The sequence below is a fragment of the Microbacterium stercoris genome, from assembly GCF_017592545.1.
GTDB lineage: Bacteria > Actinomycetota > Actinomycetes > Actinomycetales > Microbacteriaceae > Microbacterium > Microbacterium stercoris.
In genome coordinates this window covers 109,704-126,099 of sequence record NZ_JAGFOA010000004.1, presented here as the reverse complement: position 1 = coordinate 126,099, position 16,396 = coordinate 109,704, and the positions used below count along the sequence as shown (strand labels likewise).

Annotated in this window: 17 protein-coding genes; 9 read left to right on the top strand and 8 right to left on the bottom strand. The window is 71.5% G+C overall.

All coding sequences use genetic code 11. The features are described 5' to 3' along the window. From rnhB to J5V96_RS10740, 4 genes are all read right to left on the bottom strand, one after another. Positions 1-660 carry a ribonuclease HII gene (gene rnhB / locus J5V96_RS10755; protein WP_208503658.1) on the bottom strand — a complete coding sequence of 220 codons (660 nt, stop codon included), beginning with the start codon at positions 658-660 and terminating at the stop codon, positions 1-3. Then, a complete protein-coding gene (gene lepB / locus J5V96_RS10750) occupies positions 660-1,442 on the bottom strand; it encodes a signal peptidase I (RefSeq protein ID WP_208503656.1) in 783 nt (260 codons plus the stop codon). Before lepB ends, rnhB begins: the two co-directional genes overlap by 1 nt. Before the next feature lie 188 nt (positions 1,443-1,630). Then, positions 1,631-1,975: a 50S ribosomal protein L19 gene (gene rplS / locus J5V96_RS10745; RefSeq protein ID WP_208503654.1), complete on the bottom strand. Its 345-nt coding sequence runs from the start codon at positions 1,973-1,975 to the stop codon at positions 1,631-1,633. A 198-nt stretch (positions 1,976-2,173) separates the two neighbouring features. Further along, the gene (locus J5V96_RS10740) at positions 2,174-2,596 is read right to left on the bottom strand and encodes an MFS transporter permease (RefSeq protein ID WP_208503653.1); all 423 of its coding nucleotides are present in this window, start codon (positions 2,594-2,596) and stop codon (positions 2,174-2,176) included. Between the two features lie 97 nt (positions 2,597-2,693). On the opposite strand from J5V96_RS10740, the gene map reads away from it, so the two are divergent. The 6 genes from map (at position 2,694) to J5V96_RS10710 (ending at position 9,355) form a co-directional block, all read left to right on the top strand. Further along, complete coding sequence (map, locus tag J5V96_RS10735) at positions 2,694-3,476, top strand: type I methionyl aminopeptidase (RefSeq protein WP_208503651.1); 783 nt, start codon at positions 2,694-2,696, stop codon at positions 3,474-3,476. Positions 3,477-3,594: 118 nt separating this feature from the next. Then, positions 3,595-6,180: a nitrite reductase large subunit NirB gene (gene nirB / locus J5V96_RS10730; RefSeq protein ID WP_208503649.1), complete on the top strand. Its 2,586-nt coding sequence runs from the start codon at positions 3,595-3,597 to the stop codon at positions 6,178-6,180. Then, a complete protein-coding gene (locus tag J5V96_RS10725) occupies positions 6,177-6,650 on the top strand; it encodes a nitrite reductase (NAD(P)H) small subunit (protein ID WP_208503647.1) in 474 nt (157 codons plus the stop codon). The genes nirB and J5V96_RS10725 overlap by 4 nt, the downstream gene beginning before the upstream one ends. 31 nt (positions 6,651-6,681) lie before the next feature. After that, positions 6,682-7,446, top strand: coding sequence for a uroporphyrinogen-III C-methyltransferase (gene cobA, locus J5V96_RS10720; protein ID WP_236014747.1), 765 nt, complete (start codon positions 6,682-6,684; stop codon positions 7,444-7,446). A gap of 53 nt (positions 7,447-7,499) precedes the next feature. Then, positions 7,500-8,663 carry a uroporphyrinogen-III synthase gene (locus J5V96_RS10715; protein WP_208503642.1) on the top strand — a complete coding sequence of 388 codons (1,164 nt, stop codon included), beginning with the start codon at positions 7,500-7,502 and terminating at the stop codon, positions 8,661-8,663. Next, complete coding sequence (locus J5V96_RS10710) at positions 8,660-9,355, top strand: sirohydrochlorin chelatase (RefSeq protein ID WP_208503641.1); 696 nt, start codon at positions 8,660-8,662, stop codon at positions 9,353-9,355. Before J5V96_RS10715 ends, J5V96_RS10710 begins: the two co-directional genes overlap by 4 nt. A 7-nt stretch (positions 9,356-9,362) precedes the next feature. Here the strand turns inward: J5V96_RS10710 and moaA are convergent, their stop codons facing one another. From moaA to modA, 4 genes are all read right to left on the bottom strand, one after another. Further along, on the bottom strand, positions 9,363-10,439 hold the full coding sequence (moaA, locus tag J5V96_RS10705) for a GTP 3',8-cyclase MoaA (protein WP_372439941.1): 1,077 nt from the start codon (positions 10,437-10,439) through the stop codon (positions 9,363-9,365). A gap of 81 nt (positions 10,440-10,520) precedes the next feature. Continuing rightward, positions 10,521-11,678 carry a sulfate/molybdate ABC transporter ATP-binding protein gene (locus J5V96_RS10700; RefSeq protein ID WP_307793591.1) on the bottom strand — a complete coding sequence of 386 codons (1,158 nt, stop codon included), beginning with the start codon at positions 11,676-11,678 and terminating at the stop codon, positions 10,521-10,523. A gap of 17 nt (positions 11,679-11,695) precedes the next feature. Then, positions 11,696-12,526, bottom strand: a complete 831-nt coding sequence (locus J5V96_RS10695) for an ABC transporter permease (protein ID WP_208503637.1) — start codon at positions 12,524-12,526, stop codon at positions 11,696-11,698. A gap of 117 nt (positions 12,527-12,643) precedes the next feature. Continuing rightward, on the bottom strand, positions 12,644-13,417 hold the full coding sequence (modA, locus tag J5V96_RS10690; RefSeq protein ID WP_236014746.1) for a molybdate ABC transporter substrate-binding protein: 774 nt from the start codon (positions 13,415-13,417) through the stop codon (positions 12,644-12,646). Positions 13,418-13,530: 113 nt separating this feature from the next. On the opposite strand from modA, the gene J5V96_RS10685 reads away from it, so the two are divergent. Genes J5V96_RS10685 through moaC form a run of 3 tightly spaced genes read left to right on the top strand, consistent with a single transcriptional unit; the run spans position 13,531 to position 16,381 of the window. Then, entirely contained in the window at positions 13,531-14,679 is a 1,149-nt protein-coding gene (locus J5V96_RS10685; RefSeq protein WP_208503630.1) for a ThiF family adenylyltransferase, read from the top strand. Further along, positions 14,676-15,908: a molybdopterin molybdotransferase MoeA gene (locus J5V96_RS10680; protein ID WP_208503628.1), complete on the top strand. Its 1,233-nt coding sequence runs from the start codon at positions 14,676-14,678 to the stop codon at positions 15,906-15,908. Before J5V96_RS10685 ends, J5V96_RS10680 begins: the two co-directional genes overlap by 4 nt. Beyond that, complete coding sequence (gene moaC / locus J5V96_RS10675) at positions 15,905-16,381, top strand: cyclic pyranopterin monophosphate synthase MoaC (protein WP_208503626.1); 477 nt, start codon at positions 15,905-15,907, stop codon at positions 16,379-16,381. The genes J5V96_RS10680 and moaC overlap by 4 nt, the downstream gene beginning before the upstream one ends. The last annotated feature ends 15 nt before the right edge of the window (positions 16,382-16,396 follow it).

Below are 16,396 nucleotides of genomic sequence, written 5' to 3'. Positions count from 1 at the left end.
TCAGAACAGGGTGGGGGCGTCGGCGATCGCCCACGACTGGCGATGATGGGAGCTCAGCCCGACCTCGCGGATCGCGGCCCGATGGGTGGGGCTCGCGTAACCCTTGTTGCTCGACCATTCGTACGCCGGATGGTCGTCGTGCAGGCCCACCATGTGCGTGTCGCGAGCCACCTTGGCGATCACGGACGCCGCCGAGGCCGAAGCGCAGTCGCGATCGGCCTTGATGACAGGTCGTACCGCCAATCGCGACGGGGAGACGGGGTTGATGTAGTCGTAGTTGCCATCCAGCAGCACGACACCGGCGGCCGCCGCGAAGCCCTGCTCCTCGAGACCGGCGAGCGCCCGGACGGCGGCGAGGCCGAGCGCGCGGATGATGCCGACCTCGTCGATCTCCGCGGCGGTCGCCCACCCGACCGCGCTGGCGAGCACCCAGCCGGCGGCCCGAGCGGCGACGTCCGCACGCTTCGGCTCGGGGACGAGCTTCGAATCCCGAAGCCCCACCGGCACACGTCGGCGCGCCGAGGCTGCGTCCACGACGGAAGCGCCTACCGCGACGGGGCCTGCGAGCGCGCCCCGGCCGACCTCATCGCATGCGAAGACAAGCGGCGTCTCCTTCAGCAGGCGACGCTCGAGGGAGAGCGTGGGAACGGCGACGGCCATCAGCCCACGTCCTCCGAAGCGGGCACCCCCGCGAAGACGTCGGGCTGTCCGTCGATCGCGCCGAATCGGTCGAACGGCCACGTGCGCAGGAACACCTTGCCTACCACGTTGTCGAGAGGGACGAAGCCCTCCCCCGGCTGATCGGTGTTGAAGCGGGAGTCCTGCGAGTTGTTGCGGTTGTCGCCCATCACCCAGAGGCGCCCCTCGGGCACCGTGACATCGAACGGCACCTTCGACGCCTCCGTCGAGCCGGCGGGGAGCTTGATGAAGCCGAGCTCGTCCACCGGCACGCCGTTGATCGACATCTGTCCGAGCGCATTGCAGCACACCACGTGATCGCCCGGCAGCCCGATGATGCGCTTGACGAGGTGATCGTCCTGGTCGGTCATCGACAGACCCACGAGGCCCAGCAACCAATCGACGCCTGACTGGAACGGGTTGAGGTCGGGCGCGGGTGTGGGCGGCAGCCAGCCTCCCGGGTCGCGGAACACGACGACGTCACCGTGCGAGTAGCCCGTCCAGTTGGGCGTGAGCTCGTCGACGAGGATGCGGTCGTCGATGACGAGCGTGTCCTCCATCGATGCGGACGGGATGAAGAAAGAGCGCACGACGAAGGTCTTCACCAGGAAGGACACGAGCACCGCGATGATCACGATGACGATGACGTCTCTCAGGAAGGAGACCCAGCCGCGGGTGCGCCGCGCCTCGCGCGACGCCGACTCGGCCTCGCGGCGACTGCGCCGGTAGAGGGGGGCCGCAGACTCGGGGAGATCGGTGCTCATGGGTTCCTTCAACACGTGCGCGCCCGTCACGGGCGCTCAAGCCAGGGTGGCATATCAGGAGCCCGGCGACCGACGCGGCGTGCCGGTGGACAGACGATCTCCAGCACTTCCGAAGCCGTCGGCCCAGCGGTGATGCAGAGAACCCCGCGATCCGTGCGGATCGCGGGGTTCTCGGGAGACGGGCTGATTCAGCCGCGCTTCTCCTTGATCTTCGCCTTCTTGCCACGCAGGTTGCGCAGGTAGTACAGCTTGGCGCGACGCACGTCACCGCGGGTCACGACCTCGATCTTGTCGATGACCGGCGAGTGCACCGGGAAGATGCGCTCGACGCCGACCTGGAAGCTGATCTTGCGGACCGTGAAGGTCTCACGGACGCCGTCGCCCTGGCGGCCGATGACGACACCCTGGAACACCTGGATGCGCGAGCGCGAGCCCTCGATGATGTTGACGTGCACCTTGATGGTGTCACCGGGGCCGAAGGCCGGGATGTCGGAGCGCAGCGAGGCCGCGTCGACGCTGTCGAGAATGTGCATCTCTGTGTCACTTCCTGCGACCGCAGCAGGCCGATCGCATCAAGAAAAAGTAAGAAGCTCGTGTCGTGAGATCCATACGGATCCTCGGCTCCCCTGCAGCAGAGCGACGAAAGCGGATCAGCAACGGCTGAACCGGCCACGGCACAAGGGTCCATTCTGCCACAGCCCCGACCGGCGGCAAAACCGGCCGCGGGCGGATCAGCGGCGCTCGTCGACGACGATGACGCCGGTCTGCGGAGTCCGCAGAACCGCGGTCGACTCGCGCCACAGCTGCCACAGCTGCACCCAGAAGACTCCGACCGCCGCCACGATCGCGAGCACGAGCGTCAAGCCGAACCACGCCTCGCTGAACAGCCCCACGAGGATCGTCAGCACATGCCAGGTCGTGAAGGCCGCGACGTCGAGCCAGGAGACCGACCCGGTGCGTCGCACAGACGGCCGCGCACGGTTCAGCAGCGTGAGCACCGCCTGCACGACGAAGACCGACGGCAGCGCGATGAACAGCACCCACAGGAACGCCCAGCCGCCGGCGTTGAAGACGCCCCACCCGATAAGAAGCCACAGCGGCAGCACGAAGGCTGCGGGCCAGAGCCAGCGGGAGAAGATGCGTCGAAGCGCCATGGTGCGATGCTATGCGGCCTGTGAGAGCCGACAGCACTCCCATAGGGAAGACACAGGGCCTGATCGGCGAAGATGGATGCTGAGTGAGAGGACTCCCATGATCGAACTGCGCACCCCGGCCGAGATCGAGCAGATGCGCCCCGTCGGCCGCTTCGTCGCCGAGACGCTCGCGACGCTCCGCGATGACACGAAGGTCGGCACGAACCTGCTGGCCATCGACCGCCGCGCGCACGAGATGATCCGCAAGGCGGGCGCGGAGTCCTGCTACATCGACTACCACCCGTCTTTCGGTGCGAGCCCGTTCGGCAAGGTGATCTGCACCTCGGTGAACGACGCGGTGCTGCACGGTCTCCCCCACGACTACGCCCTGCGTGATGGCGACCTCGTCACGCTCGACTTCGCGGTGTCGTTGAACGGCTGGGTGGCCGACTCCGCCGTCTCCTTCGTCGTGGGCACGCCCCGCGACGAGGACCTCGCACTCATCGACACGACCGAGCGCGCGCTCGATGCCGCGATCGCCGCCGCTCAGCCGGGCGGGAAGACCGGCGACATCTCGGCGGCGATCGCCGCGGTGGCACTCGGCGAGGGACTGAAGATCAACACGGACTTCGGCGGGCACGGCGTCGGCCGCGAGATGCACGGCGATCCCCACATCGCGAACAACGGCCGCGCCGGCCGCGGATACCCGCTGAAGCCGGGCCTTGTCGTGGCCATCGAGCCCTGGTTCCTGCAGACCACCGACGAGCTCATCACCGACCCCGACGGATGGACGCTGCGCAGCGCCGACGGATCGCGCGGCGCGCACTCGGAGCACACGATCGCGATCACGGCCGACGGCCCGATCGTGCTCACCGACCGCTCCTTCCTCGGCGTGAAGTAGCCCACCGCGCTTCGACCGGACCCTCACCTCCCCCACGCGCGGGATGTGAGGGTTTCGTTCGCTCGGGGTAATCGAACGCCGCGCGGGGGCGAAACACGTCGTTCCTAGCGTGAGCGTCATGACCGATCCGACCGCTTCCCCCCGCCGCATCGTCGTCGTCGGCGCCGGCATGGTGGCGCACCGCTTCGTCGAGAGCCTGCTGTCTCGCACGGAGGACGCGCGCGTCATCCTGTTCGGCGAAGAGGGCCGCCTGCCGTACGACCGTGTCGGTCTCACCGGTTTCTTCAACGGCGCGACCGCGGACGACCTCACCCTCGATCGCACTCTCCTCGACGATGAGCGCGTGACGTTCGTGGCGGGCGATCCGGTGGTCTGGATCGATCGCACGGCGAAGACCGTCACCACCCGCTCGCGCCGCACGATCGGCTACGACGATCTGGTTCTCGCGACCGGGTCGTACGCGGCCCGGCCGCCGGTCGACGGCTCTGACCTCCCGGGCACCTTCGTCTACCGCACACTCGACGACGTCGTCGCGCTCCGGGAGTTCACCGCGACCCGCTCGGCGCAGCTCGGCCGTCCGCTCGTCGGCACCGTCATCGGCGGCGGTCTGCTCGGTCTCGAGGCCGCCGGCGCGCTGCAGGGTCTGGACGTCGACGCGACGGTCGTGCAGTCCTCTGACCGCCTGATGTCGGCACAGCTCGATCTCGCGGGCGGCAGCACACTTCGGCGCCTGATCGAGAGCCGCGGCATCGCGGTGCGCACCGAGAGCCGCACCACGCGCATCGACCAGGATCGCTCGGGCCACGTCTTCGGGCTCGAGTTCCGGGACGGCGAATACCAGAAGACCGACGTGGTCGTCTTCACCGTCGGTGTGCGTCCACGCGACGAGCTGGCGCGCGAGGCGGGCCTGACACTCGGCACGTACGGCGGCGTCGAGATCGATGAGGGCTGTCGGACGAGCGACCCCTCGATCTACGCGATCGGCGAGGTGGCGTCCTACGCGGGCCGCACGGTCGGCCTCGTCGCTCCCGGGTACGCAATGGCGGAGGTCGCGGCCGACCGCCTGCTGGGCGGCGCGGCGTGCTTCCCGGGCTACGACGACTCCACGAAGCTCAAGCTCTCGGGCGTCGATGTCGCGAGCTTCGGCGACGCGTTCGCCGCCACCCCCGGCGCCCTCGACGTGGTGTACGCCGATCCGGTGTCCGGCGTGTACAAGAAGCTCGTCCTCTCGGACGACGCGAAGACCCTGCTCGGCGGCATCCTCGTCGGCGACGCATCGGCGTACGGCGCGCTTCGCCCGCTCGTCGGAAGCGCGCTCGGCGCCGATCCGGCGGCCTACCTGATGCCCGCCGACGGCGTCGAGGCGCCGACGGGCGACCTCCCCGACGCCGCGATCGTCTGCTCCTGCTCGAACGTGACAGCGGGCCGGATCCGCGGCGCGGTGCACGAGGACGGCTGCGCGGACGCGAACGAGGTCAAGGCCTGCACAAAGGCCGGCGCCACCTGCGGCTCGTGCTTCACGATGGTCAAGAAGATCGTCGGCAAGGAGCTCGCGGCGCTCGGCCAGACCGTGAGCAACGCCCTGTGCGAGCACTTCGACATGACGCGCCGACAGCTGTTCGACGCCATCCGGGTCTCGGAGCTCACGCAGTTCAGCGCGATCATCGACCGCTTCGGACGCGGCCGCGGCTGCGATGTGTGCAAGCCGACGATCGCGAGCATCCTGGCCAGCCTGACCGGCCGCCACGTGCTCGAGGGCGAGAACGCGACCCTGCAGGACACCAACGACCACGTCATGGCGAACATGCAGAAGGACGGCACCTACTCGGTCGTGCCTCGGATGCCCGGTGGCGAGGTGACCCCCGAGGGGCTGATCGCGGTGGGCCAGATCGCCAAGGACTTCGGGCTGTACACCAAGATCACCGGCGGTCAGCGCGTCGACATGTTCGGCGCGCGCCTCGAGCAGCTGCCGCTGATCTGGCAGCGCCTGGTCGACGAGGGGTTCGAGTCGGGCCACGCCTACGGCAAGTCGCTGCGCACGGTGAAGTCCTGCGTCGGATCGACGTGGTGCCGCTACGGCGTGCAGGACTCCGTGGGCATGGCCGTGAGGCTCGAGCTGCGGTACCGCGGCATCCGATCCCCGCACAAGTTCAAGCTCGGCGTCTCGGGTTGCGCGCGCGAGTGCGCGGAGGCGCGTGGCAAGGACGTCGGCGTGATCGCCACCGAGAACGGCTGGAACATGTACGTCGGCGGCAACGGAGGGTTCACGCCCCGCCACGCCGACCTCCTCGCGGAGGGCCTCTCAGACGACGAGCTGATCACGGCGATCGATCGCTTCTTCGTGTACTACATCCGCACCGCCGACCGTCTGCAGCGCACCGCTCCCTGGGTGGCGGAGCTGGAGGGCGGCATCGAGGAGCTGCGACGGGTGATCTTCGAGGACAGCCTCGGCATCTGCGACGACCTCGACGCCCAGATGGCGCTGCTCGTGGAGAACTACGAGGACGAGTGGGCCGCCACGCTGCGCGACCCCGAGAAGCTCAAGCGCTTCGCCTCGTTCGTGAACGCCCCCGACACGCCGGATCCGTCCCTCGCGTACGTCGCCGAGCGCGGTCAGGTGCGCCCGGCCTTCCCCGAGGAGCGCGAGGCGGCGTCGGCCGGCGGCGTCCTCATCGCCGGAACCACCCTGGAGGTGCGTCGATGACCGTCGCCGAGCAGACCCGATCCGTCCCCGCCGCGTCCGCCTCCGCGGCCGCTGCCCTTGGCGCCTCCTCGCGCTGGGTCGCGGTGTGCCGTCTCTCCGACCTGGAGGTGGAGCGGGGCCGTGCCGCTCTCATCGGCGACACGCAGCTCGCCCTCTTCCTGCTCGCGGACGGCAGCGTGCGCGCCGTGTCGAACTTCGACCCATACGGCAAGGCCAACGTCCTGTCGCGCGGCATCGTGGGCACGAAATCTCTGGGAAACAATGCGCCGTCGTCCGGAAACAACGAGATGTCAGAATCCGGATCGACGGCGTCGCGCGAGGATGTGCCCACCATCGCCTCACCCCTGCACAAGCAGGCGTGGGACCTCCGCACCGGAATGGTCGTGGAGACCCAGGGCAAGGATGCGCGCGACATCCCCGTCTGGCCGGTGGCCGTGCAAGGCGATGAGGTGCTGGTCCGCTTCCCGTGAGCGGCATGACGGCAGGAGAGGTGAGAGCAGCATGAGCGCGAAGACCATGGGCCGGGTGGCCCTCCTCGGCGGCGGCCCGGGCCCCGCCGATCTCATGACCGTGCGCGCCTACCGCCTTCTCCACGCCGCCGACGTCGTGATCGCCGACCGTCTCGGCCCCGTCGACGTCCTGGACGAGCTCGATCCGCGGGTGACGATCATCGACGTCGGCAAGCGGCCGGGCCATCATCCGGTGCCTCAGCACGAGATCAACGCCCTCCTCGTCGAGCACGCGCGCGCCGGTCGCCGTGTGGCCCGCCTGAAGGGCGGCGATCCCTTCGTCTTCGGCCGCGGAGGCGAAGAGGTCGCAGCCTGCCTCGCGGCGGGTGTGCCCGTCGAAGTGGTGCCCGGCCCCACCTCCGCGGTCTCGGTGCCCCAGGCCGCAGGCATCCCGGTGACGCACCGTGGCGTCTCGGGCGCCATGCATGTTGTCAACGGCCAGGCCGAGCTCGGTCCCGGCACTCTCGCGGCGCTCGCCGACGACAGCGTGACCACCGTGATCCTCATGGGGGTCGCCTCTCTTGACCGGATCGTCGCGGGGGCGCTCGCGACCGGCGCGCCCGCGTCGCGACCCGTCGCCATCGTCGAGAGCGGACACACGCCGAATCAGCGCACCACGCGCACCACCCTCCGCGATGCTGTGGACGACGCCCGCGCCGCCGGTGTCAGCAACCCGGCCGTGATCATCATCGGCGAGGTCGCCCGCGCCGACCTCCTGTTGCCGACGACGCTCGACGTACCCGCGCTCGCCGTCTGATCCCGTTCCTCCTGCCCCACCCGCTCCACCCGCTCCTCCCCGTATCGGACGCCATGAACCACCTGACGGACACCGTTGCCGACACGAGCCCGGTCCCCCGGCTTCTCTCCACCGCTCTTGCCGGATGCTCGATCCTCATCACCGTCGACCGCCGTTCGGGCGAGCTCACGTCCGCTCTGGAGCGGCACGGCGCGTCGGTCCAGCAGGCCGCGGCCCTGACCATCGAGTCGCACATCGACGACGCGGCGCTGATCGAGCGCACGCAGCAGCTGATCGCGGACCCGCCGGATGTCGTCGTCGTCACCACCGGCGTGGGGTTCCGCGGCTGGGTGGAGGCAGCTGACGAGGCGGGCCTCTCCGACGAGCTGATCGCAGCGTTCCGCGGGGCGCAGATCGTCGCCCGCGGCCCCAAGGCGCGCGGGGCGATCCAGCAGGCGGGGCTGACCGCCGACTGGGTCGCCGAATCCGAGACGGCCGCCGAACTCGGCGAGTACCTCGTGGCGGAGGGTGTGTCCGGCAAGCGCGTCGCGGTGCAGCACCACGGATCCGGCGCCGACGGCCTCGACGAGCTCTTCGCCCGGCACGGGGCCGAGGTCGTGAGCCTCACCGTCTACCGCTGGGGCCCCCCGCCGGAGCCGGCGGTCGTGCGCCGCTCGGTGCGAGCCGCCGCGGCGGGCGAGTACGACGCGGTGCTCTTCACCTCCGCTCCCGGCGCCGAGGCGTGGCTGTCCGAAGCCCGCCGCGCCGAGGCCCTCGACGGCATCCGCGCGCGCGTCGCCGATCGCCGGCTCGTGATGGTCGGCGTCGGCCCGATCACCGCCGAGCCGCTCGCGGCGGAGGGCATCGAGGTGCTGATCGCGGATCGCGGCCGTCTCGGGTCGCTCGTGCGCTCGGTCGTGACCTACTTCGGCGGCGGGAACGCTCCCTCGCACGTGACCAGTGCGGGGCGCCTCGAGCTGCGCAGCGGCGGGGCGGTGCTCGACGGACGCGTGATCTCCCTGTCGCCCACCGGGACGGACGTGCTCGCGGCGCTGTTCCGGGCGGGGGGCGCTGTCGTGTCGCGCGCCGAGCTGCAGAAGGTGCTGCCGCGGTCGGGCCAGAGCGCCCACGCCGTGGAGATGGCAATCGCTCGCCTGCGGGATGCGCTCGGGGTGCCGGATGTGATCAAGACCGTCGTCAAGCGCGGGTACCGTCTCACTGTGGAGGATCCGCTATGACGACGTTGATCGCCTGCTCCCACGGAACCCGCTTCCCGGAGGGCCGGGACGCGATCCGCGCCCTGGTCGCGCAGGTGCAGACGGCCCTTCCCGATGTGACGATCGCGCAGGCCTTCGTCGACGTCGAGGAGCCCTCGGTCGACGAGGTCGTCGCAACCGTGGAGGGACCGGCGGTCATCGTGCCGCTCCTGCTGTCGGCCGGGTTCCACACCGGCGTCGACATCGCCCGCGCGGCCCGCACGCGGCACGACGTCGTGGCGACCGATCCGCTCGGCCCCCACGAGCTGCTCGCCCAGACGCTGAAGCAGCGTCTCGAGGAGTCGGGGCTGCACGACGACGACCACGTTGTGCTGGCGGCCGCCGGCTCGTCGCGACCCGCTGCCGCGGTGCACGTCGAGCAGATGCGCGACCTCCTGGCGCCGCTGCTGCGCCAGCCCCTCACGGTCGGATACGCCGCGGGCGCGGTGCCCCGCATCGCCACCGCCGTGCAGGCCGCGCGCGAGGCCGGCGCCGCGCGCGTGGTGGCGGCGAGCTATGTGCTCGCGCCGGGGTTCTTCGCGCGCGAGGTCGCGGCCGCGGGGGCCGATGTCGTCACGCCCCCGCTGGGCGCCGACGAACGCGTGGCCCGCGTGGTCGCCGAGCGCTACCGATCCGGTGTCGCGGCGCTGGAGGCGCTGCAGTCCACTCGCTGAGCCGCCGTCAGCCGCCGATGGCGTTCATGCCGCGGCGGGGCTGGAGGAAGGACGGGTCGTCGATCGCGTGACCCGGCAGCTTGCGCAGGATGCATCCGCGCATCATCGCGTCGAGCTCCCGGTCCATCTCCCCCGGATCGTCGTAGCTCGTCCGCAGGATCGGCAGCAGATCGAACTCGGTGGTCGAGAAGAGGCAATTGCGCAGCTGCCCGTCCGCCGTCAGGCGCAGCCGGTCGCACGCGCCGCAGAAGGGGGCGGTCACGGAGGCGATGACGCCCACGCGATGCGGGCCGTCATCGAGCACCCAGGTCTCGGCCGGAGCGCCACCCCGACCGGGAACGGGCGTGAGCCGCCAGCGTGCGGCCAGCCTGTCCAGAATCTCCTCGCGCGTCACCATGCGCTCGCGCGACCACGTGTGGCCGGCGTCGAGCGGCATCTGCTCGATGAACCGCAGCTGCGCGTTATGGGCCACGGCGAACTCGACGAGGTCGACGAGCTCGTCCTCGTTCACGTCCCTCATCGCCACCGTGTTGAGCTTCAGAGGCGAGAGTCCGGACTCGGAGGCGGCAGCGATGCCGTCGAGCACGTCGGCGAGCCGGTCGCGGCGCGTGAGGTCGCGGAAGCGCTCCGGACGCAGCGTGTCGAGCGAGATGTTCAGGCGAGTGAGGCCCGCCGCGACCAGGGCGGGGAGCTTCTCGCGCAGCGTGATGCCGTTGGTCGTCATCGCGATCTGCACGGGCCCGTCGGGGCTCTCCAGGCGAGCGAGCCGGCGCACGACCTCGACGAGGTCGGTGCGAAGCAACGGCTCTCCCCCGGTCAGCCGGAAGGTGGTGATGCCGGCCGCCGCAGCGATCCGGGCGATCCGCTCGATCTCGTCGAGCGTGAGGATGCTCGTCTTCGCGAGCCACTCGTTGCCCTGCTCAGGCATGCAGTAGGTGCAGCGCAGGGAGCAGCGGTCGGTGAGGGAGACGCGCAGGTCGCGGTGCACCCGCCCGAAGGTGTCGACGAGCGGGCCGTCCGAGGGCACGGCGCCGGTCTCCGGCATGCGCGGACGCACGCCGAGGGTGACCGGCACAGCGGTCACGAGAGCGGTCTCCGCGTCATGCCCTCAGCCTACGTGCGCTGCACCTCACGGGGCGCCCTCGGAGGCGGTGAGGAAGAAGGGTCATGCCGATGGCTGGGCCGCCATCACCCGCACATCCGACGCGTCGACGGAGAGGCGGACGGGATCGCCCGTGCTCAGCGCGAGCGCCGCCAGCTGAGCGGCGGGAACCTCCACCACCACGTCGGGCGCGGTCGTGTGCACCCGAGCCCCGCCCGGGGTGGGCTCGAGCCGCGCGACCTTGGCGAGCCACTCTCCGGGTTCGCGTGGCTCATCGTGCGCGACCCGGATGGCACCCGTCCAGGTCGGCTCCGCGGTGCGGGCGAGGCGGACATCGGCGGGACGGAAGACGGCGACCAGCGAGGCGCCGTCGGCGGTGCCCGCCGGCAGCGACGCCTCGATGCGCAGGGCCTCGTCGGCCGTCGGAGCCGTCCATGCGCCGCGCGTCGCGGTGCCCGTGACGCGATTGAGACCGGCGACGGCCGCGACGAAGCGCGTGGCCGGCGCCTCCAGCACCTGACGCACCGCGCCGCGCTGTGTGACGCGACCGCCCTCGATCACCACGACCTGACGCGCCAGTGCGGCCGCATCGAAGGCGTCATGCGTGACGATCAGGGTGCTCGTGCGCGTCGCGCTGAGCTGCTCGTGCAGCACCGCGCGCGTCTCGGACGCCGTCTCGGCATCGAGGCCGGTCAGCGGTTCGTCGAGCAGCAGCAGGCGGGGTGACACCGCCAGGGCGCGGGCGAGGGCAACGCGCTGCTGCTGCCCGCCCGAGAGCTCGCGGGGTCGATGGCCTCCCGATCCGGACAGCCCCACGCGCCACAGCCACTCGTCGGCGACCTGGCGTGCGCGAGACTTGGCGAGCCCGCGGACCGTCAGGCCGAACGCCACGTTGTCGCGCACGCTCAGGTGCGGAAACAGCAGGGCGTCCTGACTCAGCATGACCACGCCCCGGGCCTGCGCGGTCGGATGCCGGCGCTTCGAGACGATCGTGCCGTCGATGAGTTCGATCTGCCCCGACGCGACCCGCACCGATCCGGCGACCGCGTCGAGCAGGGTCGACTTGCCCGCGCCGCTGGGGCCCATAACAGCCGTGACCTCTCCCTGGGGCACGGTCAGCTTCACCTCGAGGCGGAAGTCGCCCCGCTGCACCGCGAAGTCGGCCTTCAGCGCGACCCCGTGGCCGAGCGCCGGATCGACGGCCTCCGATGCGCGTCTCACCCCGCGCGGCACCCCGTTCATCGCACGCTCCCGGGCCGCCAGCCGCGCACGAGCAGCAGCACCGCCACGGCGGTCACCAGCAGCAGCAGCGACAGCGCGACGGCGGTGCCCTGCCCCACACCCGATCCGTTGAAGGCCGTGTAGATCGCGAGCGGCATCGTCTGGGTGACCCCCGGGTTGTTGCCGGCGAACAGCGCGGTGGCACCGAACTCCCCGATCGCCCGGGCGAAGCACAGCACCAGCCCGGCGACGAGTCCCGGGCCGGCGAGCGGCAGCGTGATGCGCCACAGGGTGGCCCACCGCCCCGCGCCCAGGGCCGCGGCGGTGCGCTCGTACTCCACTCCCACGGCGCGCACGGATCCCTCGACGGCGAGCACGAGGAAGGGCAGCGCGACGAAGACCTGCGCGAGAACAACGGCGGCGGACGTGAAGGGCAGCGCGATGCCGAATCGCGCCAGCCATTCGCCGACAGGAGCGGTGCGGCCGAAGAGGAACAGCAGCGCGACGCCCCCCACCATGGGCGGCAGCACCAGGGGCACCGTCACCAGCACGCGGAGGATCGCGGCGAGCCAGGGGCGGGCGCGGGCGATGAGGACCGCGAGCGGCAACCCGATCAGCAGGCACACGATCGTGGCGATCAGGCCCGTCACCACCGAGAGCACCAGCGCATTCACCGACGCGGGCGCGGAGATGTCGGCCCACATCGAGCCCCATTCGGCACGCGCTGCGAGGCCCGCGAGCGGCGCGATCAGGAGCGCGAGGGCGAGGACGGCCGGCAGTGCGAGCAGGCGCGGAAGGTTCCCCCGAGGCGCGCCCCGATCGCCGGCCGTGCGGCGCGCGTCAGCCATGCTGATGGACTCCTTCTCGGGACATGCTTCCGATCCTGCCCCGAACGGACGCGGATCCGCACGCACGGAGGCTCCGCACGTCGTGGGATTCGCTGCTCACACGACGAGACGGGCGGATCAGGGCGCGCCGAAGCCGAACGACTTCAGGATCCGCTGCCCCTCGACCCCCGTGACAAAGTCGACGAGCGCCGCGGCGGCTTCCGAGTTCGCGGCCCCGCGGACGGCGGCGATCGGATAGCGGCTCACCACGTCGGCCGCTCCCTCCGCCTCGACGATGTCCACCTCGCCCGCGGCGGCATCCGTACGGTACACGAGCCCGGCATCCGCCTCACCCGCCGCCACCTTGGTCAGCACGGCGGAGACGTTCTGCTCGAGACTGTCGGGCGCGGGCGTGAGGCCCGCGTTCTCGAAGAGCGCCGCGGACGCCGCCCCGCACGGCACCTCGACGGCACAGAGCACAACGATCCGCCCCGGATCGGCGAGGTCCTCGAGCCCGGCGATACCTGCCGGATTGCCGGTCGGCACGGCGATGATCATCGTGTTGGTCGCGAAAGGCCGGGGTTCGGCCACCAGATCACGCACGCGATCCATGTTCGCCTCGTCGGCGCTCGCGAAGACGTCGACCGCCGCTCCCTCCGCGAGCTGAGTGGCGAGCACCTGCGAGCCGTCCGTGACAAGGGGCCTGACGTCGACGCCGGGATGGTCCGCCTCGAACTCCGTGGAGATCTGCTCGAACGCGTTCTTCAGCGACGCGGCCGCGAACACCGTGAGCTCGCCCGAGAGCGCACCGGCGGTGCCGGACGACGTCGACGAGACCGGATCCGCGGGGGCAGCGGGACCGGTCGCGCACCCGGCGAAGGACAGGGCGGCGAGAAGGAGGGCAGCGGACATCGGACGAGCCTGCATGTCCTCTGTCTAGCAGGGCGCCGTCACGCGCGGGTGACGGCGCTGTCACCGCAAGGCGACCCGAGGCGCGGAGAGCCCGGGGAGCCTAGGCTGTGGACATGTCGGCCCTCCCCCCGCTCGTCACACCCGTCGCCGCGCTGTCGCAGGCCGAACGCGAGCGCACAGCACGCCACCACGTCCTGATGCCGCTCGGCGAGCTCGGGCAGCGTCGCCTCCGCGCGGCGCACGTCGCGATCGTGGGAGCGGGAGGCCTGGGCTCGCCCGCGGTGCTCGCGCTCGCCGCGGCCGGTGTCGGCACGCTCACCGTGATCGACAACGACGACGTGGAGCTGTCGAACCTGCAGCGCCAGGTGATGCACCGGATCGTCGATATCGGCGCGCCGAAGGCGACGAGCGCCGCCCGCGCGGCGGCCGATCTCGCCCCCGAGGTGCGGGTGCACGCGGTACGCGAGCGCCTGACGGCCCGCAACGCCGAACGCCTGCTGAGCGGTGCCGATGTCGTGCTCGACGGCACCGACACCTTCGCCACCCGCGAGCTCGTGGCCACGGCGACCGAGTCGCTCGGCATCCCGCTGGTGTGGGGCGTGGTGCAGGGCTTCGACGCGCAGGTCACCGTGTTCTGGTCGGCTCCTCCCGCGGGATTCCCGGCCGTGCGCCTCTCGGATCTCTATCCCGCCGGAAGCGCGGGCGACGTGCCGACGTGCGCCGAGGCCGGGGTTCTCGGCTCGCTGTGCCTTCAGGTGGGCGCCCTGATGGCGACCCAGGCGGTGCACCTCATCGCGGGCATCGGCGAGCCGCTGCTCGGCCGCATCCTGGTCATCGACGGCCTGCGCGCCCGGCAGCACGAGGTTCCGCTGCGCGGACGGCCTTCTGACGCCCCCGCGCCCGTCTCGCCGGCCGCGGAGCACGAGCCCGAGCGCGTGGAGGTCGCGGCGCTGCGGGCCGCGCTCTCGAGTGCGGCCCCTCCCCTGGTGGTGGACGTGCGCGGTGCCGACGAGGTGCTCGCGGGCATGATCCCGGGCGCCCTCCACGTGCCGTTGCCCGACATCCAGGCCGACCCGGAACGCGCGGCCGACCGGCTCTGGGCCGCGGCCGGCGACCGTCGCATCGCCGTGGTGTGCAAGGGCGGAGCGAGATCCGATCAGGCCGCGACGCTGCTCGCAGCGCGCGATCTCGACGTCGTCTCCGTGCGCGGCGGCATGCGCGCCTGGACGGGCGAGACGGTCGTGCCGGAGGTGGCCCGATGAGCGGCCTGCGCACCGTCGATGAGCACCTCGCCGAGGTGCTCGGCACCGTGACGCGCACCGATGCGATCCCGCTGTTCCTGGCAGCCGCGGCGGGGCTCACGCTCACCGAGGACGTCCGCGCCCGCGTCGACGTCCCCGTCTTCGACAACTCGGCCATGGACGGATTCGCCGTGCGCTTCGCCGACGTCGCCGATGCCGCACCCGAATCGCCCGTCGAACTGCGGGTCGTCGCCGACCTGCCCGCCGGCACCGGCGAGAACCCCGCACTCGCGCCCGGCACGGCGGCGCGCATCATGACCGGATCCCCCGTGCCCTCCGACGCCGACGCCATCGTCCCCTTCGAGGAAACCGCCGGAGGACTGGCCGACTCGCTCGGCACCGTCAGGGTGGTGCGGGCGCCGAAGGCCCGTGGCGTGCACATCCGTCGCGCCGGGGAGGACCTGCGCGCCGGCGATGTCGTCATCACCGCGGGCACTCTGCTCGGGCCGATGCAGCTCTCCGCCGCCGCGGCCACGGGCGTCGACCGCGTCTCGGTCGCACGCCCTCCGCGGGTGCTCGTCGTCTCGACGGGAGATGAGCTCGTCGAGCCGGGCTCCGAGCTGGAGTACGGTCAGATCCCCGAGTCGAACTCGACCCTGCTGGCCGGCCTCGTGCGCTCCACCGGAGCCGAGCTGATGAGGGCGACGTGCGTGCCGGACGATCCGGACAAGCTGCGCCACCTGCTCGCGGGACACGCGCGTGCCGACCTCGTCATCACGTCCGGCGGGGTCAGCGCGGGGGCCTACGAGGTCGTCAAGCAGGTGCTGGAGAGCGACATCGCGTTCACGAAGGTCGCGATGCAGCCGGGCAAGCCACAGGGATTCGGGCGCCTGCCGAGCGGCGCGCTGCTGTTCGGTCTGCCGGGGAACCCGGTCAGTGTGGCGGTGTCGTTCGAGGCGTTTGTGCGCCCCGCCCTGCTCGCGATGCAGGGACGCACACAGCTGCAGCGCGACCGGATCCGGCTCCCCGCCTCGGTCGGCTGGCGCACGCCGCCCGGACGCCGGCAGTACCTGCCCGCCGCCATCGACCGCTCCGACCCCGCGCGCTGGACCGTCCGTCCCGCGACGGCCGGCGGATCCGGCTCCCACCTCGCCGCGGGGCTGGCGGCCGCGGAGGCCTATGCGGTGGTGGACGCCGAGATCGACGCGGTCGTCGAGGGCGACCTCGTCGATGTCATGCTGATCTCATGACGTTCACGCACCTGGACTCCGCCGGTCACGCGCGCATGGTGGATGTGACCGAGAAGCAGCCGACGGTGCGATCCGCGACCGCGCGCGGGTTCGTGGCGGTCGCCCCCGAGACGGTCGCCACGCTGCGAGACGGGGCGGTGCCCAAGGGCGACGTGCTGGCCGTCGCGCGCATCGCGGGCATCCAGGGCGCGAAGCGGTGCGCCGAGCTGCTGCCCCTCGCCCATGTGATCGGTGTCCACGGCGCCACGGTCGACCTCGCGATCGAGGACGGCGGCGTCGCGATCGAGGCCACGGTGCGCACCGCCGACCGCACGGGCGTCGAGATGGAGGCCCTGACCGCCGTGACGATCGCCGCACTGTCGGTGGTCGACATGGTCAAGGGCATCGATCGCACCGCGCGCATCGAGAACGCCCGGATCGTCGCGAAGACCGGCGGTCGCAGTGGCTCCTGGGCAGAGCCACAGGCCGATTGATCGACGAAGGAGCCG